Origin of the sequence: Citrobacter sp. Marseille-Q6884, assembly GCF_945906775.1 — a bacterium.
Taxonomy (GTDB): Bacteria; Pseudomonadota; Gammaproteobacteria; order Enterobacterales; family Enterobacteriaceae; genus Citrobacter.
In genome coordinates this window covers 1,613,379-1,636,724 of sequence record NZ_CAMDRE010000002.1, presented here as the reverse complement: position 1 = coordinate 1,636,724, position 23,346 = coordinate 1,613,379, and the positions used below count along the sequence as shown (strand labels likewise).

Annotated in this window: 20 protein-coding genes and 1 other RNA gene; 12 read left to right on the top strand and 9 right to left on the bottom strand. The window is 52.7% G+C overall.

The genetic code is table 11. The annotated features are described in order from the left end of the window. Nucleotides 1-37: 37 nt before the first annotated feature. The 4 genes from N7268_RS22865 to ppsR form a co-directional block, all read right to left on the bottom strand. Nucleotides 38-2,023, bottom strand: a complete 1,986-nt coding sequence (locus tag N7268_RS22865; RefSeq protein ID WP_260864600.1) for a TonB-dependent hemoglobin/transferrin/lactoferrin family receptor — start codon at nt 2,021-2,023, stop codon at nt 38-40. A gap of 72 nt (nt 2,024-2,095) precedes the next feature. After that, nucleotides 2,096-2,284: a hemin uptake protein HemP gene (hemP, locus tag N7268_RS22860; protein WP_260864599.1), complete on the bottom strand. Its 189-nt coding sequence runs from the start codon at nt 2,282-2,284 to the stop codon at nt 2,096-2,098. Between the two features lie 168 nt (nt 2,285-2,452). Next, entirely contained in the window at nt 2,453-3,499 is a 1,047-nt protein-coding gene (aroH, locus tag N7268_RS22855; protein WP_260864598.1) for a 3-deoxy-7-phosphoheptulonate synthase AroH, read from the bottom strand. A gap of 126 nt (nt 3,500-3,625) precedes the next feature. Continuing rightward, nucleotides 3,626-4,459 (bottom strand): pyruvate, water dikinase regulatory protein, encoded by an 834-nt coding sequence (ppsR, locus tag N7268_RS22850; RefSeq protein ID WP_198904375.1) that lies wholly within the window; start codon nt 4,457-4,459, stop codon nt 3,626-3,628. 327 nt (nt 4,460-4,786) lie between these two features. Here ppsR and ppsA point away from each other — a divergent pair, with 327 nt between their 5' ends. Next, nucleotides 4,787-7,165: a phosphoenolpyruvate synthase gene (gene ppsA, locus N7268_RS22845; protein WP_260864597.1), complete on the top strand. Its 2,379-nt coding sequence runs from the start codon at nt 4,787-4,789 to the stop codon at nt 7,163-7,165. Nucleotides 7,166-7,293: 128 nt separating this feature from the next. Here ppsA and aroD read toward each other — a convergent pair whose 3' ends face one another. From aroD to ydiK, 3 genes are all read right to left on the bottom strand, one after another. Next, entirely contained in the window at nt 7,294-8,052 is a 759-nt protein-coding gene (aroD, locus tag N7268_RS22840) for a type I 3-dehydroquinate dehydratase (RefSeq protein WP_260864596.1), read from the bottom strand. A gap of 213 nt (nt 8,053-8,265) precedes the next feature. Then, nucleotides 8,266-8,373, bottom strand: an RNA gene (gene rprA, locus N7268_RS22835) — antisense sRNA RprA. Nucleotides 8,374-8,557: 184 nt separating this feature from the next. Next, nucleotides 8,558-9,667, bottom strand: a complete 1,110-nt coding sequence (gene ydiK / locus N7268_RS22830; protein WP_260864595.1) for an AI-2E family transporter YdiK — start codon at nt 9,665-9,667, stop codon at nt 8,558-8,560. Between the two features lie 215 nt (nt 9,668-9,882). Here ydiK and N7268_RS22825 point away from each other — a divergent pair, with 215 nt between their 5' ends. From N7268_RS22825 to N7268_RS22815, 3 genes are all read left to right on the top strand, one after another. Beyond that, nucleotides 9,883-12,939 (top strand): FAD-binding and (Fe-S)-binding domain-containing protein, encoded by a 3,057-nt coding sequence (locus N7268_RS22825; RefSeq protein WP_260864594.1) that lies wholly within the window; start codon nt 9,883-9,885, stop codon nt 12,937-12,939. Next, complete coding sequence (menI, locus tag N7268_RS22820) at nt 12,936-13,346, top strand: 1,4-dihydroxy-2-naphthoyl-CoA hydrolase (RefSeq protein ID WP_260864593.1); 411 nt, start codon at nt 12,936-12,938, stop codon at nt 13,344-13,346. Before N7268_RS22825 ends, menI begins: the two co-directional genes overlap by 4 nt. A 77-nt stretch (nt 13,347-13,423) precedes the next feature. Continuing rightward, entirely contained in the window at nt 13,424-13,612 is a 189-nt protein-coding gene (locus N7268_RS22815) for a YdiH family protein (protein ID WP_198904369.1), read from the top strand. 68 nt (nt 13,613-13,680) lie between these two features. Here the strand turns inward: N7268_RS22815 and N7268_RS22810 are convergent, their stop codons facing one another. Beyond that, nucleotides 13,681-14,532 (bottom strand): Vmh family MBL fold metallo-hydrolase, encoded by an 852-nt coding sequence (locus tag N7268_RS22810; protein WP_260864592.1) that lies wholly within the window; start codon nt 14,530-14,532, stop codon nt 13,681-13,683. Between the two features lie 122 nt (nt 14,533-14,654). Between N7268_RS22810 and N7268_RS22805 the strand changes: the two genes are divergently transcribed. The 8 genes from N7268_RS22805 to N7268_RS22770 all read left to right on the top strand — a co-directional run bounded on the left by N7268_RS22805 (nt 14,655) and on the right by N7268_RS22770 (nt 22,853). Then, complete coding sequence (locus tag N7268_RS22805; protein ID WP_260864591.1) at nt 14,655-15,530, top strand: LysR family transcriptional regulator; 876 nt, start codon at nt 14,655-14,657, stop codon at nt 15,528-15,530. A gap of 675 nt (nt 15,531-16,205) precedes the next feature. Then, entirely contained in the window at nt 16,206-16,574 is a 369-nt protein-coding gene (gene sufA / locus N7268_RS22800; protein WP_198904368.1) for a Fe-S cluster assembly scaffold SufA, read from the top strand. Between the two features lie 8 nt (nt 16,575-16,582). Then, nucleotides 16,583-18,070 carry a Fe-S cluster assembly protein SufB gene (gene sufB / locus N7268_RS22795; RefSeq protein WP_260864590.1) on the top strand — a complete coding sequence of 496 codons (1,488 nt, stop codon included), beginning with the start codon at nt 16,583-16,585 and terminating at the stop codon, nt 18,068-18,070. Nucleotides 18,071-18,086: 16 nt separating this feature from the next. After that, nucleotides 18,087-18,833: a Fe-S cluster assembly ATPase SufC gene (gene sufC / locus N7268_RS22790; RefSeq protein WP_198904366.1), complete on the top strand. Its 747-nt coding sequence runs from the start codon at nt 18,087-18,089 to the stop codon at nt 18,831-18,833. Next, complete coding sequence (gene sufD, locus N7268_RS22785) at nt 18,808-20,079, top strand: Fe-S cluster assembly protein SufD (protein WP_260864589.1); 1,272 nt, start codon at nt 18,808-18,810, stop codon at nt 20,077-20,079. Before sufC ends, sufD begins: the two co-directional genes overlap by 26 nt. After that, nucleotides 20,076-21,296, top strand: coding sequence for a cysteine desulfurase SufS (gene sufS / locus N7268_RS22780; RefSeq protein WP_260864588.1), 1,221 nt, complete (start codon nt 20,076-20,078; stop codon nt 21,294-21,296). Before sufD ends, sufS begins: the two co-directional genes overlap by 4 nt. 12 nt (nt 21,297-21,308) lie before the next feature. Beyond that, a complete protein-coding gene (sufE, locus tag N7268_RS22775; RefSeq protein ID WP_260864587.1) occupies nt 21,309-21,725 on the top strand; it encodes a cysteine desulfuration protein SufE in 417 nt (138 codons plus the stop codon). A gap of 123 nt (nt 21,726-21,848) precedes the next feature. Then, complete coding sequence (locus N7268_RS22770) at nt 21,849-22,853, top strand: L,D-transpeptidase family protein (protein WP_260864713.1); 1,005 nt, start codon at nt 21,849-21,851, stop codon at nt 22,851-22,853. A gap of 68 nt (nt 22,854-22,921) precedes the next feature. Here the strand turns inward: N7268_RS22770 and lpp are convergent, their stop codons facing one another. Further along, nucleotides 22,922-23,158, bottom strand: a complete 237-nt coding sequence (lpp, locus tag N7268_RS22765; protein WP_003029373.1) for a murein lipoprotein Lpp — start codon at nt 23,156-23,158, stop codon at nt 22,922-22,924. Between the last annotated feature and the right edge of the window lie 188 nt (nt 23,159-23,346).

Here is a 23,346-nt window from a genome sequence, read left to right as displayed (position 1 = left end):
TTCCAGATTGCTGCCCCGGAGTGCCGGGGCAGGGGGATTACCACTGATAACTCACGAAAATTTTGCCGTTACGGCCATCCTGCGGAATGCCTTGCGGTGACCAGTACTCTTTGTCAAAGGCGTTGCCCAGCACCAGTGTCGTGGTCATGCCTTTTAGTGCCTGTTGGCCCTGGTAGCTCACATAGAAATCGTTTACCCCGTAGCCTGGTTGTTTAGTGTAGTTACTGCTGATGTGAGTAGAGCGATCGGCAAAGGTACCGATCCAGCCAACGGAGAAACCGCTATGGGCAACGGGGACGTTCAGTTTGCTGGTGACGGTGTCCGGGTTAATGCTGGAAATGTACTCACCGGTGTCGGTATCTTTGCCGCGCGTACGGTTATAGGCCAGGTCCAGACTGAACAGATCGGTGGTGTATTTGGACATCACATCCCAGCCCCAGATTTTGGCATTGGGGACGTTATAAGACTGGGTGGTTGCGGCGGCGAAATCGACGCCGGTGGCGATGTAATCCTTCGCTTTGGTGTCAAAATAGCTGGCTTTAAATTCGAGAGCATCGTTCGCCAGCATCAGATCGTCAAAGCGCAGACCGAAACCGTATTCCTGCGTTTCGTTGGTTTCCGGGCGCAGATTGGGATTGGGCACCCAATAGTTGGTATAAAAACGACCGATGGAGAAGTGTTTCGCATCGTTATACATCTCGCCCATCGTCGGTGCGCGGAACGCCTGTGCCCAGGAGCCAAACAGCATCAGCCAGTCGTCAGGCGTAACGGTAATCCCCGCGCGGGACGACCACTTATCCGCATCGACATCTGCGTAACCTTCACTGCTGCCGCGATAAGTGTCATAACGTGTCCCGCCCAGCAGTGTTATCGGCAGGTCTCGCAGGGTTATCTCATCCTGTAACCAGCCGGAACTGAAATCAATTTTTGCCTCCGGGAAGCCGGTGGTTGCACCGCCTGGACGTTGCTCCTGGCGATAATATTCTCCGCCATAGGTCAGCAGATGGGAGGCAAAGGTGTCAGTAAACAGACGGCTGCGGTTATCAATTTTTCCGCCTTTGGTGGTCTGTTTGCGAAATTCACCCGTTGCATCAGGATTTTGTGCGTTGATGCGCGCTTCAGACCAGTAGATTTGCGCGTCAGCATTCAGCCAGTCATTCCCCGCGGGGGCAAGCGTATAGTTTAGTTGTGCATCGCGCTGGATCGTCGAGCGATCGGTCATGGGATTACTGGTGCTATCCGGCTCGCTGGTTTGCGGGTTCTTCGGTTCTTGCGCTGCATTGTTGTAATAGCGCAGCGAACCGGCCAGCGTCTGAGCGTTGTCCAGTTTCCAGGTTCCTTTTGCCAGCATATTGTTAATGGATTCGTCGTTCGGTGCCGTCGCGCCATTACTCTGGCGTAAATCGCCACGATCACGGCTGGACCAGGCGAGCAGTCCGTCCAGTGAGTCGGTGCGGCCATATGCGCTGGCCCCCATTCCGAGACTGTGATCGCCTGTTGCGGCGGTGCCGAAGACGCGGTAGCCGCTGTTTTTTCCGGCTTCCAGCAGATCGTTGGCATCGGCTGTTTCATACGCGATGACACCGCCCAGCGCGCCGCTGCCATACAGCAACGCGGAGGGGCCGCGCACCACTTCAATGCGTTTGATAAGCGCCGGATCAAGGAAAGTACTGTTGAGGTGTCCGGTATCTGTGCCCTGGCGTACGCCATCAACCAGCACCAGAACGCCGCGACGGTCGTAGCCGCGTAGATTGACATCCTGCCCGTTGGTACGGCCTGTTCCGTCAAGGGTCAGACCGGGTACCTTACGCAACAGATCGGCCGCCGAGCTTGCAGTTTGGTTTTCTGGCGCAGTGGCATCAATAACACTGACCATCATCGGCGCCTCAAAAGCGCTGCGGGCATTACCGGTTGCGGTAACGGTGATATCTTCAGCCGCCGCATAGGCGGCGACGGGCAGGGTACTTACGATCGCCAGCGCCAAAAGCGATGGGCGCAAGGATGCCGTGTGCAGGTATGGCATAGCAACTCTCCATTAGAAAATCGAAAGCGCTGGCTGCCTGGGATGACCTGGGTGGCTGGCGAAATGTGTTGTTTATTTAGTCAGAATAAGTTTTCCGGCCTGTGTCTGGCGCAACAGATAATGTTGCCCGTCATGTTCAATGATCACGCGTCCCTCATTACCCAGCAGGCTTTTACTGTTAATTCGGCGCTCTGTGGGGGCGACAGCAGGCGGTGAATTCTCTTTTGCAGGTGTTGTCGTTGTGTTATCCATACGTGACATAGTGTTTAAAAATAGCAATCAATGTAACAATGATAATCATTATCAACAAACTAAAATTTTGCAGCAAGCCTTTTTGTGAAAAAATTGTGACGGGAACATTTTTTGTGCAAAACGGGGGAGAAAACAAGGAATTGTCACCGGGTAACATGATGCCACCCGGTGAAAAGGTTAGAAGCGGCTATCCACCGCAGAGGCAAGTTTTTCGACCAGCAGTTCAGTATCTTCCCAGTTCAGGCAAGGATCGGTAATCGACTGACCATAAACCAGCGGCTGACCACTGACGATTTTTTGCGTACCTTCACGCAAGAAACTCTCCGCCATAATCCCGGCGATCGCTGTCGAACCATTGCGAATTTGCTGACACACATCATCGCAAACCTCTAACTGACGACGATGCTGCTTCTGGCAGTTGCCGTGGCTGAAATCGACCACCAGATGCTCTGGCAGGGAGAATTCATGCAGCGTATCGCAGGCGGCAGCGATATCTGCCGCAGAATAGTTCGGCTTTTTACCGCCGCGCATGATGATATGCCCGTAAGGATTGCCGCTGGTTTGATAGATCGTCATCTGCCCGGTTTTATCCGGAGAGAGGAACATGTGGCTGGCGCGGGAGGCACGAATCGCATCGACGGCGATACGCGTATTGCCATCAGTCCCGTTTTTAAACCCGACGGGACAGGAGAGCGCGGACGCCATTTCGCGGTGGATCTGGCTTTCGGTGGTGCGTGCACCAATCGCGCCCCAACTGATCAAATCGGCAATAAACTGACCGGTGACCATGTCGAGGAATTCGGTCGCGGTTGGGACACCCAGTTCGTTGACCTGGAGCAGCAATTTGCGCGCCAGTTCAATTCCGTGATTGACGCGGTAGCTGCCGTTCAGGTCTGGGTCGGAGATCAGACCTTTCCAGCCTACGACGGTACGCGGTTTTTCAAAATAAGTACGCATCACGATTTCAAGACGCGCCTGGTGCTTCGTGCGTAGCGCTTGTAAACGTGTGGCGTACTCCATCGCCGCGTCAAGATCGTGAATCGAGCAGGGGCCCACAATCACCAGCAAACGCGGATCTTCACCATTTAAAATTTTTTCTATCCGGCGTCGGGCTTCCGTCACATGACGGGCGACGGAGGACGAAACAGGATGCCGTTGCGCGAGTTCAGCGGGAGTGACCAGGCTGTCGATACGCGCAGTACGGAGTTCATCGGTTCTGTTCATTACTTGTCTCAGAAATTTGTTGCTTCAACGGCAGGACTACCGGGAAGTGATGTGCATCACAATAACACACTCATCCTGCCTACTGGCGAGCATAATAACAAAAAATTGAACCAATGCACTAGCATTCTAGTACATGCGGCGATTCAGCCCCATGATGTCGAGGATCTTGGTGGCAATCTCTTCTACCGAATAGTTGGTACTGTTCAGCCACGGGATCTGATTTCTTCGATATAACGCTTCCACTTCAGCCACTTCCATTCGGCACTGGCGTAGCGATGCGTAACGGCTGTTTTCCCGGCGCTCTTCACGAATGGCGGTCAAACGTTCAGGATCGATCGTCAGGCCAAACAGTTTATGTTGTAGCGGTTTCAGCGACGCGGGAAGCACCAGATTATCCATATCATCGGCAATAAAGGGGTAGTTGGCCGCACGGATCCCAAACTGCATCGCCAGATACAGGCTGGTCGGGGTTTTGCCGCAGCGGGAGACACCAAGCAGGATCACCTGCGCCTGATCGAGGTTGCGCAACGAAATACCGTCGTCGTGGGCGAGGGTGTAATCAATCGCGGCAATACGCGCATCGTATTTGTTAAGGTTACCCGGATTCAGACCGTGCGTGCGATGGGCAATCGGCGTGGGATCAAGCTTCATCTCACTTTGCAGAGGAGCGACCAGCGCCTGCACGATGTCCTGACAAAAGCCTTCACTTTGTAAAATGATCGCGCGAATTTCCGGTAAGACAATGGAGTAGAACACCAGCGGACGTACGCCCGTTTGCTGGTAAATCGCGTCAATCTGATCTTTCACCGCTCGGGCGCGGCTCTCATTTTCAACAAACGGCAACGTGATGCTGCTGATGGTGACCGGAAATTGCGACATGACCGCGTGGCCTAATACCTCTGCGGTGATGGCTGTACCATCAGAAATATAAAATACATGACGATCAACAGCATTATCCATTTTGCTCATCCTGGGCTGACATAATTCTCTGAAAGCATAAATTAAAATGCGCCAGAAGCGAATATTGCAGCACGTAATTTATAAAATGAAACGGTATTTTTATATTTACTGAAAAGTGCATTTCATTTTTCGGAACAAATGTTTATACCGACTGTTTTTGTGGGGATCCCGTGTGGCTCGCGGGTTTGCGCAAATGTGGAAACAATCTTAAAAAATAAAAAATAAAGTTGCTTGAACGATTCACCGTTTTTTTCGCCGAGGTAAATATGCAAAGATAATTACGCAAAATTGCGTTTCCTAACCTCGTTCATATATAAGGATTGTTCGATGTCCAACAATGGCTCGTCACCGCTGGTGCTTTGGTATAACCAACTCGGCATGAATGATGTAGACAGAGTTGGGGGCAAAAATGCCTCCCTGGGTGAAATGATTACTAACCTTTCCGGTATGGGTGTTTCGGTACCGAATGGTTTTGCAACGACCGCCGATGCGTTTAACCAGTTTCTGGATCAGAGCGGTGTAAACCAGCGCATTTATGAGCTGCTGGATAAAACGGATATTGACGATGTCACCGCGCTTGCGAAAGCCGGTGCGCAGATCCGCCAGTGGATTATCGACACTCCTTTCCAGCCGGAGCTGGAAAATGCCGTCCGCGATGCCTACGCGCAGCTTTCTGCGGACGATGCCAATGCCTCTTTTGCCGTACGTTCATCCGCGACCGCAGAAGATATGCCCGATGCGTCATTTGCTGGTCAGCAGGAAACGTTCCTGAACGTTCAGGGCTTTGATGCTGTGCTGGTGGCCATCAAACACGTCTTTGCCTCGCTGTTTAATGACCGCGCGATCTCTTATCGCGTTCACCAGGGTTATGATCACCGTGGCGTGGCGCTCTCTGCGGGCGTACAGCGTATGGTGCGTTCTGACCTGGCGTCTTCAGGCGTGATGTTCTCCATCGATACTGAATCTGGTTTTGACCAGGTGGTGTTCATCACCTCCGCATGGGGTCTGGGCGAGATGGTGGTGCAGGGAGCGGTAAACCCTGACGAATTCTACGTGCACAAACCGACGCTGGCCGCTAACCGTCCGTCAATTGTGCGCCGCACGATGGGCTCCAAAAAAATCCGCATGATCTATGCGCCGACGCAGGAACACGGCAAACAGGTTACGATTGAAGATGTTCCGCAGGAACAACGCGATGTTTTCTCACTGACGAACGAGGAAGTGCAGGAACTGGCGAAGCAGGCGGTACAAATCGAGAAGCACTACGGTCGTCCGATGGACATCGAATGGGCGAAAGACGGTCACACCGGCAAGTTGTTCATTGTGCAGGCGCGTCCTGAAACCGTACGCTCTCGCGGCCAGGTGATGGAGCGTTATACGCTGCATGCCCAGGGCAAAATCATTGCTGAAGGCCGCGCTATCGGCCATCGCATCGGTGCGGGCACAGTCAAAGTCATTCATGACATCAGTGAAATGAACCGCATTGAACCCGGCGATGTGCTGGTAACCGACATGACCGACCCGGACTGGGAACCGATCATGAAAAAAGCGGCGGCGATTGTGACGAACCGTGGCGGTCGTACCTGTCACGCGGCGATCATTGCCCGTGAGTTGGGTATTCCGGCTGTGGTAGGTTGCGGTGATGCAACCGAGCGCATGAAAGAGGGTGAAAAAGTCACTGTCTCTTGTGCGGAAGGTGATACCGGTTATGTCTATGCTGACATGCTCGACTTCAGCGTGAAAAGCTCCAGCGTGGAGACCATGCCGGATCTGCCGTTGAAAGTGATGATGAACGTCGGTAACCCGGATCGCGCGTTTGACTTCGCTTGCCTGCCAAACGAAGGTGTGGGTCTGGCGCGTCTGGAATTTATTATCAACCGCATGATTGGCGTACACCCGCGCGCACTGCTGGAATTTGATGATCAGACACCTGAGTTGCAAAACGAAATCCGCGCGATGATGAAAGGTTTCGATTCGCCGCGTGAGTTCTACGTTGGTCGTCTGACCGAAGGGATCGCGACACTGGGCGCTGCGTTTTATCCAAAACGCGTCATTGTGCGCATGTCCGATTTCAAATCCAACGAATACGCCAACCTGGTCGGCGGCGAGCGTTATGAGCCGCACGAAGAGAACCCAATGCTGGGCTTCCGTGGCGCCGGTCGTTACGTTTCGGATAGTTTCCGTGACTGTTTCGCGCTGGAATGTGACGCAGTCAAACGCGTACGTAACGACATGGGCTTGACCAACGTTGAGGTGATGGTGCCGTTCGTACGTACCGTTGCTCAGGCAAAAGCTGTGGTTAATGAACTGGCGCGTCAGGGGCTGAAGCGCGGTGAGAACGGACTGAAGATCATCATGATGTGTGAGATCCCGTCCAACGCCTTGCTGGCTGAGCAGTTCCTTGAGTATTTCGACGGCTTCTCTATCGGTTCGAACGACATGACGCAGTTGGCGCTGGGTCTGGATCGTGATTCCGGTGTGGTCTCTGAACTGTTCGATGAGCGTAACGACGCCGTGAAAGCGCTGTTGTCGATGGCGATTCGTGCCGCCAAGAAGCAGGGTAAATACGTGGGTATTTGTGGTCAGGGTCCATCCGACCACGAAGACTTCGCGGCCTGGTTGATGGAAGAGGGGATCGACAGCCTGTCGTTGAACCCGGACACCGTCGTACAGACCTGGCTGAGCCTGGCTGAACTGAACAAGTAACAGGTTGCCCGGCGATGCTAGCCGGGCTTACCTTATTAGTAGGCCGGATGCGGCGCTCTGCCGTCATCCGGCCATTTACGCTTCAATCCTCGCCACGCTGTCTTATCTTCTGACAACCCTCTGCGGTGTTAAGCCTGATGCAGTATCGTCAGTACAGTGCGCAGATCCGTGACGGCGATTTGCCCCGGTGCTGATGCTTTTTTTACGGCGCCAAAGGTGGCCGCTGAACCAAACACCTCGCCCGCCAGACGTGAAATCACGCCCGTTTTAGCCATCGACATAGTAATAACTGGTCGATCGGCGTAGCGTTCCTGCATCTCCAGCGTCGCACTGAGCAACGTCAGTACATCGGTTTTGTTTTGTGGCATCAGCGCAATTTTAGGGATATCTGCACCAAGTTCCTGCATTTTGCGCAGGCGCTGGACAATTTCCACTGCCGCCGGTGTTTTATGGAAATCATGATTCGACATAATGACGACGATATTTTTCGCATGAGCATAGTCGACGGTTGATTTGACCAGGTCGTCACCGGTGAACAGCTCCAGATCGATCATATCCACCAGACCGCTGTCTACGGCAGCGCGATTAAGCGCAATGTAGTTTTCAACAGACAGTGACTGTTCACCGCCTTCTTTTGCTGTGCGGAAGGTGAAAAGGAGGGGGATGTCACCCATCACTTCACGGATGGTACGTGCTGCTTGCAGGACTTCGTCAACAGAGGAGACATCGGCAAAATGGTCAACGCGCCATTCCAGAATGTCGAAATCCGCTTCGCGATAGGCCAGTGCTTCAGTTTTTATCGTAGAGATGTCTTTGCCCATGAGCGAAACAATGATTTTTGGCGCGCCCTCGCCAATCACAAGGTCTCTTACAGTTACGGTTTTCATTGATTACCTTTTGAATATTGACTGATAGTGGCCTGTCAGGCTGCAAACCCCATAACCTGCTTAACCTCTCACCGGAAACGTCGGCAAGGTCAGCTGCGCTTTCAGTGGCTGCATGCGGTTTCATGCTGCTGGCCACGATACCCACGCACAACAGTATCATGGTTTTATCTTGAATATCGAAGTCGCTTTTTACTGCAGGTCAGGAAAATCAGGACAAAAAAAAGCCCATCGTGGGAGATGGGCAAAGACTACACACAGCAATTCGTTGTTTCACTCAGGGGATTTCCATGCTTATAAATCAATGTGTTGATCTAAAGCCTTGGGCTAATAGTAGGCATGCCGGTATTTCACGTCGATCAGATTCATCTCAATAGTTTAAAAGCTGTAAAGAATATGCGACACAAATGACGATTTATTGGCGGATGGGAGTGAAGGTGAGCAGAAGGAGGAATGGTATTGATTAGAAATGCTAAACAATCAGGCGGCATTGCCGCCTGATAGAGGCTTACTTGTTGTTTTCGATTTCCGCGATTTCTTCGAGGATCTCTTCCGGGTCGTTGCCAGGCGCAGGGGCTTCGTTCACCCAGGCAGAGAACAGACGCCAGGAAACGGCCAGCACCACCGGACCGATAAACAGACCAATCATGCCGAAGGCAATCAACCCACCGATAACCCCGGAAAGGATAAGGATCAGTGGCAAATCGGCACCCATACGAATCAGCATCGGACGGATCACGTTATCCAGTGTCCCCACGACGGCGCTCCATACCAGCAGCACCGTGCCCCAGGTTGAATCGCCCGTCCAGTAGAGCCAGATAATGGCCGGGATCAGCACAGGCAAAGGCCCCAGTTGCACCAGGCAGGACAGAATCATCAGTACTGCCAGCAGCGTGGCGTAAGGCACACCTGTCACCGCCAGACCAATGCCGCCGAGGACTGCCTGCACCAGCGCAGTGACGACAACCCCTAACGCGACGGCGCGGATCGCCTGAGCCGCCAGCAGGATGGCGGCATCGCCGCGCTTAGAGGCCAGGCGGCAAGCGAAGTGGCGAATACCCAATGCAACCTGTTCCCCGCGCCAGTACAGCAGGGCGCTGAACAGCAGCATCAGGCCACAGTGCATCATGAAACGACCAATATGCGCGGCCTGTCCGACGAACCAGGTCGTCGTGGTGCCAATATAAGGTCTAACTTTGGCCATGATAGCCGAGCCGCCCATATCCAGCAGGCTGTGCCATGCGCCATAAATTTTGGTGCCTACCAGGGGAATACTATTCAGCCACGCGAGATCCGGCAGCGTCATATCTCCGGCGGTCACGGCGTGGATCAACGGTCCGCTACCATCCACGATGCTGTTGACCAACAATGCGATGGGGATGATGAACAAAAGAACCAACAGCAGGGTCATCACCAGTACGGCCAGCGAGCGGCGTCCCCACAACAACTTTTGGATACGTAACAGGATAGGCCAGGTCGCAATGACCACCGTCCCTGCCCACGCAAAGCCGAGGATAAAGGGTTGTACAATCCAGAGACAGGCCACAATCATGACGGCTAAAAACAGCACCGATAGCAGCACTTGCGCGATATCCCTGGGCTGACGGAAATTTACCATAAATACTTTTCACCTTTTTTGTACGTCAGAACGTTGACGCGACGCGAACACGTAAATCACACCCTGTAATGATGAGCAATTTCAGCGGTTTTTAACAGGCCGATTCTGCCTGTAATTGTGTTGGGCGTATTAGAAAAAAATGTGATACAACAAACAAAGCAACACGCAAACGATAACTTCACAACATACATAGACCGCAGGAAAGGGTCACGATAATGATTCCACAAATTTCTCAAGCACCCGGTGTCGTTCAACTGGTGCTCAACTTTTTGCAGGCGCTGGAGCAGCAAGGATTTACGGGCGATACGGCAACGAGCTACGCCGATCGCCTGACAATGTCGACAGATAATAGCATCTATCAGCTTCTTCCTGATGCGGTGGTCTTTCCTCGTTCGACGGCGGATGTGGCGCTTATCGCCCGTCTGGCGGCGGAACCGCTTTTTTCCTCATTGATTTTTACACCCCGCGGCGGCGGCACTGGTACCAACGGTCAGGCTCTGAATCAGGGCATTATCGTGGATATGTCCCGCTATATGAGCCGTATTATTGAAATCAATCCGCAAGAGGGTTGGGTGCGGGTTGAGGCCGGGGTCATTAAAGATCAACTCAACCAGTATCTGAAACCCTATGGCTATTTCTTTGCGCCGGAATTGTCCACCAGTAACCGGGCAACGCTGGGGGGGATGATTAACACCGATGCGTCCGGGCAGGGATCGTTGGTTTACGGTAAAACGTCCGATCACGTGCTGGGAGTTCGCGCGGTACTGATGGGCGGCGATATTCTTGATACCCAGCCCATGCCGGTTGAGCTTGCCGAAATGCTTGGCAATAACAATACAACCATTGGTCGCATCTATAAGACGGTGTACCAGCGGTGTCGTGAAAACCGCCAACTGATCATTGATAAATTTCCTAAGCTCAATCGTTTTTTAACCGGTTACGATCTGCGGCATGTCTTTAATGATGACATGACCGAGTTTGACTTAACCCGCATTCTCACGGGCTCTGAAGGTACGCTGGCGTTTATCACTGAGGCGCGTCTTGATATCACGCCGTTGCCTAAAGTTCGGCGTCTGGTCAACGTGAAGTACGACTCTTTTGATTCCGCTTTGCGTAATGCCCCTGTCATGGTGGAAGCGCGTGCGCTGTCGGTGGAAACGGTGGACTCCAAAGTCCTCAACCTGGCGCGCGAAGATATTGTCTGGCACTCCGTCAGCGAGTTAATCACCGATGTCCCCGATAAAGAGATGCTGGGTCTGAATATCGTGGAGTTTGCCGGTGATGACGAAGCCTTGATTGATTCGCAGGTAAACGCGTTGTGCGAACGTCTTGATGGGTTAATTGCCCGTCAGGAAGCGGGGGTGATTGGCTGGCAGTTGTGCACTGAGCTTGCAGGCATCGAACGTATCTACGCGATGCGTAAAAAAGCAGTCGGCTTGCTGGGCAATGCGAAAGGTTCTGCGAAGCCGATCCCGTTTGCGGAGGATACCTGCGTACCGCCAGAACATCTGGCTGATTATATTGCAGAATTTCGCGCGTTACTCGACAGCCACGGCCTGAGCTATGGCATGTTTGGTCACGTCGATGCGGGGGTTTTGCACGTCAGACCGGCGCTGGATATGTGCGATCCGCAGCAGGAAGTGCTGATGAAACGCATTTCTGATGATGTGGTGGCGCTGACGGCAAAATATGGCGGTCTGCTGTGGGGCGAGCACGGGAAAGGGTTCCGCGCAGAATACAGCCCGGCGTTTTTCGGCGATGAACTGTATGGTGAACTGCGGAAAGTGAAGTCGGTATTTGATCCGCAAAACCGGCTGAATCCCGGAAAAATCTGCCCACCAGAAGGCGTTGATGCGCCGATGATGAAAGTGGATGCGGCCAAACGTGGAACCTTTGATCGTCAGATTCCGCTGGCGGTAAGGCAAGAGTGGCGTGGCGCAATGGAGTGTAATGGCAACGGGTTATGTTTTAACTTTGATGCGAAAAGCCCAATGTGCCCGTCGATGAAAATCAGTCTCAATCGTATCCACTCGCCGAAAGGGCGCGCAACGCTGGTGCGGGAATGGTTACGTCTGCTGGCCGACCGCGGAATTGATCCTGTTAAGCTGGAAAAAGAGTTACCGGAAAAACGCGCCAGTTTGCGCACCCTGATTGCCCGCACCCGGAATAGCTGGCATGCCCGGAAAGGGGAGTACGACTTTTCGCATGAAGTGAAAGAGGCGATGTCCGGGTGTCTGGCGTGTAAAGCCTGTTCCACGCAATGCCCGATCAAAATCGACGTGCCGGAATTTCGTTCACGCTTCCTGCAACTCTACCACTCGCGTTATTTACGTCCGTTACGCGACCATGTGGTTGCCACTGTCGAAAGTTATGCGCCCTTAATGGCGCGGGCGCCCAAAACGTTCAACTTCTTCATTAATCAGCCGCTGGTGCGCAATCTCGCTAAAAAACATATTGGGATGGTGGATTTGCCATTGTTGTCTGCGCCGTCCTTGCAACAGCAGCTGGTCGGGCATCGCTCGGCCAACATGACGCTGGAACAGCTTGAATTATTAAGCCAGCAACAAAAAGAGCGTACGGTACTGGTGGTTCAGGATCCGTTTACCAGCTATTACGATGCGCAGGTGGTGGCTGATTTTATCCGGTTGGTAGAAAAACTGGGCTTACAGCCGGTATTGCTGCCGTTCTCGCCAAACGGCAAAGCGCAGCATATTAAGGGTTTTTTAAACCGCTTTGCGAAAACCGCGAAAAAGACTTCAGAGTTTTTGAATCGGATGGCGAAACTGAATATCCCGATGGTGGGCGTCGATCCGGCGCTGGTGTTGTGTTATCGCGATGAGTACAAGCTGGCTCTGGGCGAACAGCGGGGCGATTTCCATGTCTTGCTGGTCAATGAGTGGCTGGCGAGCGTGCTTGAGCATCAGCCAACCCTCACACCCGGCGGTGAGCCCTGGTACTTCTTTGGTCATTGTACCGAAGTGACCGCGTTACCCGGCGCGCCGGCACAGTGGGCCGCGATTTTTGCCCGGTTTGGCGCGAAGCTCGAAAACGTCAGTGTCGGTTGTTGCGGTATGGCAGGTACGTATGGCCATGAAGTGAAGAATCACCAGAACTCACTGGGGATCTATGAGTTATCATGGCATCAGGCAATGCAGCGGTTGCCACGTAACCGTTGCCTGGCCGCAGGGTATTCTTGCCGCAGCCAGGTGAAACGCGTTGAAGGCACGGGCGTTCGCCACCCATTACAGGCACTGCTGGAGATTATAGGATGATCTGGAAACGTGAAGTCACACTCGATGCGCTCAATGCCATGGGTGAAGGAAATATGGTTGGGTTGCTCGATATTCGTTTTGTGCACATTGGCGACGATACCCTGGAAGCCACGATGCCTGTTGACCATCGTACGAAGCAACCCTTTGGTTTGCTACACGGTGGGGCATCCGTTGTACTGGCGGAAAGTATGGGGTCAGTTGCGGGCTATCTCTGTACTCAGGGCGATCAAAAAGTGGTCGGGCTGGAGGTCAACGCCAACCACGTGCGTTCTGCGCGGGAAGGGCTGGTGAGAGGTGTATGTCGCGCAGTGCATACCGGCTCTCGTCACCAGGTCTGGCAAATTGAAATCTTTGATGAACAAGGACGATTGTGCTGCACGTCGCGCCTGACGACCGCAATTTTGTGATGCATGTTGAGTTTGGTCATTATCTGCACAGGGAATGGTGTTATACTGTGCAGGTTCTGAACACAAGCGAGGATGATATGTCTACCCAATTAGACCCTGCCCAACTGGCAATAGAGTTTTTACGTCGTGATAAAAGCGATCTTTCACCGGCTCAGTATTTGAAAAGACTGAAACAACTCGAGCTGGAGTTTGCGGATTTACTGACGCTCTCTTCAACCGAACTGAAAGAAGAGATCTATTTTGCCTGGCGCATGGGCGTACATTGATTCTGGTATGCTTATCGTGATGAAAACCCCGACAGGTGTTCGGGGTTATTTTTTGTCTTAAATCTGCGTTACCACTTCATTTCACCAGTATTGACCTTCGCGCTCAGTTCCAGAGAACTGGCGTCCGCAAGATCCGGCCAGGCTGCCGTCATCGTTTTAATCACCCAGGCCGATCCTTTATGGGCGCTTAACGCCTGTTCAAACGACTGTAAGTAATCCTGAGTGAAGCGGATCGCGTTATCGCCTGCCGGGCGTTCACCGATGTAATGACCGGGAACCACCTGAGCGGGTTGTAACGACTGCATTTCGTTGAGCACCTTGCGCCATGCTGCGCGTTGTTCAGTGGACTGGGTATCTGCTGTCCAGACGTGAATACCCGAAGCGACTCCGGTTCCGCCAATGATGGCGCGGTTTGCCGGGATCCAGACGTACGCCGCATAATCGTTAGGGTGGCGAAGCTCCAGTGTTTCGCCATCAACAGTAAACGAGGTCTGCGTGGTGGCTTGCGGTACGGTGAGCGAGGAGGGTGCGCCATCTTTCATCTGCGGGCCCCAGAACTGTAATTTGGCCTCTTTGGTGGCGCGAATATGATCCACCACATGCGGTGTGGCCAGCACCTTGACCTGTGGGAAGGCTTTGACGATGGGCTCCAGACCAAAATAGAAATCCGGATCGCCTGAAGTGATTACGATGGCCTTTAACGTTTTACCGCTCGCCCGAATCATCTGCACCAGCTTTTCGCCATCTTTAGTGCTGAATTGCGCATCAAACAGAATCGCTTCTTTCGGGCCTGAGACCAGCGTAGACGAGACCGGAAAAATCGCCTTGTCCTGCGGGTTGTAGACATCCAGTTGTAGCGGTGCGGCGAAAACCGAAGAGGCAAACAGGGGCAGCAGCATCGCCAGAGATTTAAGTTTCATGATAGGTAACCTTTTGCAGGAAATTGTCTTTTAATCGTTGCCGTATTTTAAGGAAATTTGGATCTGTTAGAATTCCTTAATCAGGACATGCTGAGTTTCATAAAACGATCGGATGGAATGCAATGGACAGAGTGATGGCGGCAACGGTATTTAACCACATCTGTGATTTGGGCAGCCTGAGCGCCGCTGCTCGGGCGCTGGGGCTTTCCAGACCGATGGTCAGTCGTTATCTTGATGAGATGGAAAAATGGACGGGAGCCCGGCTCATCCACCGATCATCGCGGCGATTGACGATTACGCCTGCGGGTGAAGAAGCATTGCTGAAAACACGCGTGCTGGCGCAGCTTTCACAGGATATTGGCGCAGCCAGTGGTGCGCAAACACCGTCCGGTACACTGCGCGTGGCCTGCGCGCATTTTACCGCGATGCATATTCTGGCGCCGGTGCTGCCCACTTTTCTGGCACGCTACCCTGAGCTGCGCATTGAAGTTGAAATCAATAATCAACCGGTGAGCCTGGTGGGCGAACGAATCGATGTGGCGATTCGCATTACACAGAATCCTGAGCCAGGGACTATTGCTCGTCGGTTAGGCGACTGTGAGTCGGTGTTATGCGCCTCCCCGGAGTATCTTCACCAGCACGGAACCCCAACTACGGTCGATGATCTCGCACAGCACAACTGCCTTTACTACAGCGGATTTGCCGGAAAATCCTGGCATTTTCTGGATGCACAAGGGCAGGCTGTCACTGTGGCGATAAAAGGGAATTTAAGCGCCGGAATCTCCTCGCTGTTATGTGAATCTGCGCTGGCAGGGATGGGCATTGCGCTGGTGCCCGAACAGGAGGCGCGAGAAGGTCTGGCGCAAGGAAGGTTGATTCGTTTGCTGCCACAGCTGCAGCCTAAAACGCTACCGATTTATGGTTTGTACCTCTCTCGTGAACATCAACCAGCCGGGTTGCGCCTGTTGTTAGATGCCCTCAATGAGATCCAGGTCTAAAGAAAAGTACTGCGGCGGTTGTAAAACGGACAAACCGCAAGTTGTGTTAAAAAACCCGGGGCGGGGTATGAGATTCTTCTTATCGCCCCTTCAAGAGCTAAGCCATTGTGAGTGCCGGAGATAAGCGCCGGATGGGGCCGGAACCCTTAAGGCGACTAACAAGCCGCCTTAAGGGTTTTTTGTTGCTTAAAATATGTCTTATCATCTTTCTCTTTCTGTTCGTCATTCCCTTTTCCGCAGTGATCTAAATAGAATAAATAGCGCCGTTGAATTTACTTTTCGAGGCCGAGTGTGTTTATTAATTATAGAAAATTCAAGGCCATATGCTGCGTTTGAAAATTAAACAACATCACTCTTCTTTTATTCTGGGAATTTGCCTTAAGGTTCATTGCACGCTTACCCCTCTGAACGCTTTCTATTGCAGAAATAGTCATTTTCTATACATCTTTTGATTGTTGACCTGTCTCGCCGATTAGCCTTTCTTAATTCATTATTAATCAATGCATTGCATAATTTAATCCATCCCTGTTAACCCTCACAGTAGGGTCTATGCTTAATAAAAGTAGCCAAAAAGGGCGGTTAACCAGAATGCCCCTGCTGTTGAGGGGTTGAAGTGATAATCATTATCACTAACATGGTGTTATAGCTTGAAGGCTAATGACGCGAGGTGACCCTATGGAATTGCATTCAGGAACATTTAATCCGGACGATTTTACATGGCGTGGGCTGACGTTAACCCCCGCGGCAGCCGCGCATATCCGCGAGCTGGTGGCGAAGCAGCCCACGATGTTAGGCGTGCGGCTAGGCGTGAAACAAACGGGATGTGCGGGATTCGGCTATGTGCTGGATACCGTCAGCCAACCGGAAAAAGACGACCTACTGTTTGAAACGGATGGCGCCCGACTCTATGTGCCATTACAGGCGATGCCGTTTATCGACGGGACAGAAGTCGATTTCGTGCGCGAAGGATTAAATCAGCTTTTTAAATTTCATAACCCTAAAGCCCAGAACGAATGCGGCTGTGGCGAAAGTTTTGGGGTATAGGCGGTACTATGTCTCGTAATACTGAAGCAACTGACGATGTCAACACCTGGGCGGGCGGACACCTGAATTACAAAGAGGGGTTCTTCACCCAACTGAAAACCGACGAACTGGCGAAAGGGATCAATGAAGATGTCGTCCGTGCGATTTCGGCGAAACGCAATGAACCGGATTGGATGCTGGAATTTCGTCTGAACGCGTTCAGGTCGTGGCTGACGATGGAAGAGCCGCACTGGTTAAAAGCGCATTACGATAAACTGAATTATCAGGATTACAGCTATTACTCTGCGCCTTCCTGTGGCAACTGTGACGAAACCTGTGCCTCTGAGCCGGGGGCGGTGCAGCAAACGGGCGCTAACGCGTTTTTAAGTAAAGAGGTTGAAGACGCGTTCGAACAACTCGGCGTACCGGTGCGCGAGGGTAAAGAGGTGGCGGTAGACGCCATATTTGACTCGGTATCCGTCGCCACCACCTATCGCGATAAGCTGGCAGAACAGGGCATTATTTTTTGCTCGTTCGGTGAGGCCATTCACGATCATCCTGAGCTGGTGAAGCAATATCTTGGCACGGTGGTTCCGGGTAACGACAATTTCTTTGCCGCGCTGAATGCGGCCGTGGCGTCAGACGGTACGTTTATTTATGTACCGAAAGGCGTGCGCTGCCCGATGGAGCTTTCCACCTATTTTCGAATCAATGCCGAGAAGACCGGGCAGTTCGAACGCACTATTCTGGTGGCGGATGAGGGCAGCTACGTCAGCTATATCGAAGGCTGTTCCGCTCCCGTACGTGACAGCTATCAGCTGCATGCGGCAGTGGTAGAGGTGATCATCCACAAAGATGCCGAAGTGAAATACTCGACGGTGCAAAACTGGTTCCCGGGGGATGGCAACACCGGTGGTATTCTGAACTTCGTCACCAAACGCGCCTTGTGTGAAGGTGAGAACAGCAAGATGTCCTGGACGCAGTCGGAAACCGGCTCGGCCATCACCTGGAAATACCCGAGCTGCATTTTGCGTGGCGACAATTCTATTGGCGAGTTCTACTCCGTCGCACTGACCAGTGGTCATCAACAGGCTGATACGGGCACCAAAATGATCCATATCGGCAAGAACACCAAATCAACCATTATCTCGAAAGGGATCTCCGCCGGGCACAGCCAGAACAGTTATCGCGGACTGGTGAAGATCATGCCAACCGCCACCAACGCCCGTAACTATACCCAATGTGACTCGATGCTGATCGGTGCGGACTGCGGGGCGCACACCTTCCCGTATGTCGAGTGTCGTAATAACAGCGCCCAGCTCGAACATGAAGCCACAACCTCGCGCATTGGTGAAGATCAGCTGTTTTACTGCCTGCAGCGCGGTATCAGCGAAGAAGATGCTATCTCAATGATTGTGAACGGTTTTTGTAAAGACGTGTTCTCTGAACTGCCGCTGGAATTTGCCGTGGAAGCGCAAAAACTTCTCGCCATAAGTCTTGAGCACAGCGTCGGTTAAAATTTAAGGAAAGCACATGTTAAGCATTAAAGATTTACAGGTCAGTGTGGAAGATAAGGCGATCCTGCGTGGGCTGAGCCTTGAGATCCGTCCCGGTGAAGTTCACGCCATTATGGGACCGAACGGCTCGGGGAAAAGTACGCTCTCTGCAACGCTCGCCGGACGCGAAGATTATGACGTGACCGGTGGCACGGTTGAGTTCAAGGGCAAAGACTTGCTGGAACTGTCGCCGGAAGACCGGGCGGGCGAAGGCATTTTTATGGCGTTTCAGTATCCGGTGGAAATCCCCGGCGTCAGCAATCAGTTTTTCCTGCAAACGGCGCTCAATGCGGTACGCGGTTACCGTGGCGAAGCGTCTCTGGATCGATTCGACTTTCAGGATCTGATGGAAGAAAAAATTGCGCTCCTGAAGATGCCGGAAGATTTGCTCACCCGCTCGGTGAACGTAGGATTTTCGGGCGGAGAGAAAAAGCGCAATGACATTCTGCAAATGGCGGTGCTGGAGCCGGAATTGTGCATTCTCGATGAGTCAGACTCCGGGCTGGACATCGACGCGCTGAAAATCGTTGCAGATGGCGTCAACTCGCTGCGCGACGGAAAGCGTTCGTTCATTATTGTCACCCACTATCAGCGTATTCTGGACTATATCAAACCTGATTATGTTCATGTTCTTTATCAGGGGCGAATCGTGAAGTCTGGTGATTTCACGCTGGTCAAACAGCTGGAGGAGCAAGGATATGGCTGGCTTAGTGAACAGCAGTAACGTGCTACAACAGTGGCACCATCTGTTTGAAGCACAGGGTGAAACCCGTTCGCATCATGCGCAACAGCATCTGCAGCAAATGCTGCGTCTGGGGCTGCCAACGCGCAAGCATGAGGACTGGAAATATACGCCGCTGGAAGGGTTAACCAACAGCCAGTTTGTCAGTCGTTACGCGGACATCACCCCGGCACAATGTGACGCGCTGGCGCCAGGCATTGACGCTGTGCGTCTGGTGTTTGTCGATGGACAGTTCTGCCCGTCGCTGTGTGACAGCACGGACGGCAGCGGCTTCGAAATCACGGTTGACGATGCGCGTCAGGCGCTACCTGCGGCGATACAGCCGGAAGTGTTTCTGCACCTGACGGAAAGCCTGTCCCCCAGCGTCACGCATATCTCCGTCAGACGTAACACCCGCCCGGCAAAACCGTTGCTATTGATGCACATTACCCAGGGGCTGGCGGGCGATGAGGTCAATACTGCGCATTATCGTCACCATCTTGAACTGGCGGAAGGCGCGGACGCCACCGTCATCGAACACTATGTCAGTCTCAACGAGGCCCGGCATTTTACGGGGGCGCGCTTAACGATGAACGTGGCGGCAAATGCCCAGTTGCACCATATCAAACTGGCGTTTGAGAATCCGGTCAGCCATCACTTCGCGCATAACGACATTCAGCTTGGCGCCGATGCCACGGCTATCAGCTACAGTTTTTTGTTGGGGGATGCCGTGCTGCGCCATAACACCAGCACTCAACTTAATGGCGAAAATACCACGCTGCGTATTAACAGCCTGGCGATGCCGGTGAAAAACGAAGTGTGTGATACCCGCACCTGGCTGGAGCACAACAAAGGCTATTGCAACAGCCGACAGCTGCATAAAACGATTGTGAGCGATAAAGGTCGGGCGGTGTTCAATGGTCTGATCAACGTGGCGCAGCATGCCATTAAAACCGACGGCCAGATGACCAACAATAATTTGCTGCTCGGAAAACTGGCGGAAGTGGATACCAAGCCGCAGCTGGAAATCTACGCCGACGATGTGAAATGCAGCCACGGGGCGACAGTCGGTCGGATCGACGACGAGCAGATGTTCTATCTTCGCTCCCGAGGGATCGGCCAGCAGGATGCTCAACAGATGATTCTCTACGCGTTTGCCGCTGAGCTGACGGAAGCCCTGAGCGATGAAACGCTGAAACAACAGGTGCTGGCGCGGATCGCTCAACGCCTGCCGGGAGGCGTAGCATGACATTTCCCATTGAAAAAGTACGGGCTGATTTTCCGGTCCTGACGCGTGAAGTGAACGGGTTGCCGCTGGCTTATCTGGACAGCGCCGCCAGCGCGCAAAAACCGAATCAGGTGATTGACGCTGAAGCCGAGTTTTATCGGCATGGCTATGCGGCGGTACACCGCGGTATCCATACTCTTAGCGCCCAGGCCACGGAGAAAATGGAGAATGTCCGCAAGCTGGCATCCCTGTTTATTAATGCCCGTTCAGCCGAAGAGCTGGTGTTTGTGCGCGGTACGACGGAAGGCATTAATCTGGTCGCGAACAGTTGGGGCAGCAGCAATGTGCGGGCGGGTGACAACATCATCATTAGCGAAATGGAGCACCATGCCAATATCGTCCCCTGGCAGATGCTGTGTGCGCGCGTGGGTGCTGAGCTGCGTATTATTCCGCTGAATGCTGATGGTACATTGCAACTGGATGCGCTCCCGGCCTTGTTTGATGAACGCACCCAACTGCTGGCCATTACCCATGTATCGAACGTGTTAGGGACAGAAAACCCGTTGCCGGAGATGATTGCGCTGGCGCATCAGTATGGCGCAAAAGTGCTGGTGGATGGCGCGCAGGCGGTTATGCACCATACCGTGGACGTGCAGGCGCTGGATTGCGACTTTTATGTTTTCTCCGGGCATAAACTCTATGGCCCAACGGGCATCGGCGTGCTGTATGCCCGAGAAGCGTTGCTGCAGGAGATGCCGCCCTGGGAAGGGGGCGGTTCAATGATTGCGACAGTCAGCCTGACTCAGGGCACGACATGGGCTAAAGCGCCCTGGCGCTTTGAAGCGGGTACGCCCAACACCGGCGGCATTATCGGGCTCGGCGCGGCTATTGAATATGTTTCGGCACTGGGGCTGGCTGAAATCAGCGAATATGAACAATTCATGATGCGCTATGCGCTGGAACAACTGGCGAGCGTCCCGGACCTGACACTTTACGGCCCGGAAAATCGGCTGGGCGTGATTGCGTTTAACCTGGGTAAGCATCATGCGTATGACGTGGGCAGCTTTCTCGATAACTACGGGATAGCCGTGCGTACGGGGCATCACTGTGCGATGCCGCTGATGGCGTATTACAACGTTCCTGCCATGTGTCGGGCATCCATTGCCATGTACAACACCCATGAAGAAGTGGATCGTCTGGTGACGGGGCTCAAACGCATTCATCACTTATTGGGATAACAGGGAGGCGTTATGGCTGGATTACCGGATAAAGAAAAATTGTTGCGTAATTTTCTGCGTTGCGCTAATTGGGAAGAGAAGTATCTGTACATCATTGAATTGGGGCAGCGTCTGCCGGAATTAAACACCGACGATCGCCGCCCGGAAAATAGTATTCAGGGATGTCAGAGTCAGGTTTGGATTGTAATGCGTCAAAATGCCGAAGGCATTATTGAATTACAGGGCGACAGTGACGCAGCAATTGTGAAAGGGCTTATCGCCGTGGTATTCATTTTGTACGACCGAATGACGGCCCAGGATATCGTGAATTTTGATGTGCGTCCGTGGTTTGAGAAAATGGCGCTGACACAGCATCTCACGCCTTCTCGCTCACAGGGACTGGAAGCGATGATTCGCGCTATCCGCACGAAAGCGGCAACTGTTAGCTAAACTAGAAAAAGCACGTCATCTTTCAGGCTGTCCTGACAGATGTTGTGCAGGTAACGCAATGACTCGTAAACCGGATCAGGCGCCAGCCGCCATCCGGTAACAACGCCAGGGGGGTGAGTGAGTATGAAACGCGCGTCTACTATTACTCTAATGCTAATCGGCGCTTACAGCGCTTTACAGGCCGCCTGGGCGGTCGATTATCCTTTGCCCCAGGCGAACAGTCGCCTTGTCGGGCAGAATCAAACCTATACCGTCCAGGAAGGCGATAAAAACTTACAGGCAATCGCCAGGCGGTTTGATACTGCCGCGATGCTGATCCTCGAAGCCAACAACACCATTGCGCCTGTACCCAAACCCGGCACGTTGATAACCATTCCCTCGCAATTACTGCTACCGGATGCACCGCGTGAAGGCATTATTGTCAATCTTGCCGAGCTACGTTTGTATTATTTCCCACCGGGCGAAAACATTGTTCAGGTATTCCCAATTGGCATTGGCTTACAAGGGCTGGAAACGCCGGTAATGGATACCCGCGTTGGGCAAAAGATACCTAATCCAACGTGGACACCCACAGCAGGCATCCGTAAGCGCTCTCAGGAGCGCGGCATTACATTACCCCCTGTGGTACCTGCAGGGCCGAATAACCCGTTAGGACGCTATGCGCTGCGTCTGGCGCATGGTAACGGTGAGTACCTTATCCATGGAACCAGCGCACCTGACAGCGTCGGCTTGCGAGTGAGTTCTGGCTGTATCCGCATGAATGCGCCGGATATCAAAGCGCTGTTTGCCCAGGTTCGAACCGGAACGCCGGTCAGAGTGATCAATGAGCCGATCAAGTACTCGGTCGAACCTAACGGTATGCGTTATGTGGAAGTGCATCGTCCCTTGTCACCCGAAGAGGAACAAAACGTTCAGACCATGCCGTATGTCCTGCCAGCAGGCTTTAGCCAGTTTAAAGACAATAAAGCCGTTGATAGCAGCCTGGTAGAAAGGGCGCTGTATCGTCGTGCAGGTTATCCGGTTACGGTCACAGCCGGGCAAACGCCGGTTACCGCAAATGGGGCAGAAGTGAAGTCTGCGCAGAATGGATTGCCAGGGGCGGGAGAGGAGATGCGTACTACGCAGTAACAGGGAAGATAAATGCAGAGCAAAAAAAATGGCGCACAATGTGCGCCATTTTTATTACACAGGTACTATTACTTGCGGTATTTAGTAGCTGCGTTGTCCAGACGCTGGTTAGCGCGAGCTGCGTCATCTTTAGCAGCCTGAACGTCGGAACGCATTGCGTTCACGTCGTTGCTCAGCTGGTCAACTTTAGCGTTCAGAGTCTGAACGTCAGAAGACAGCTGATCGATTTTAGCGTTGCTGGAGCAACCTGCCAGCAGAGTAGAACCCAGGATTACCGCGCCCAGTACCAGTTTAGTACGATTCATTATTAATACCCTCTAGATTGAGTTAATCTCCATGTAGCGTTACAAGTATTACACAAAGTTTTTTATGTTGAGAATATTTTTTTGATGGGAATGCACTTATTTTTGATCGTTCGCTCAAAGAAGCATCGAATTGTGCAAAAACGGCTAAAAAAGCGTGTGAAAACAGAAAGCTTCCATCGGATTCATCT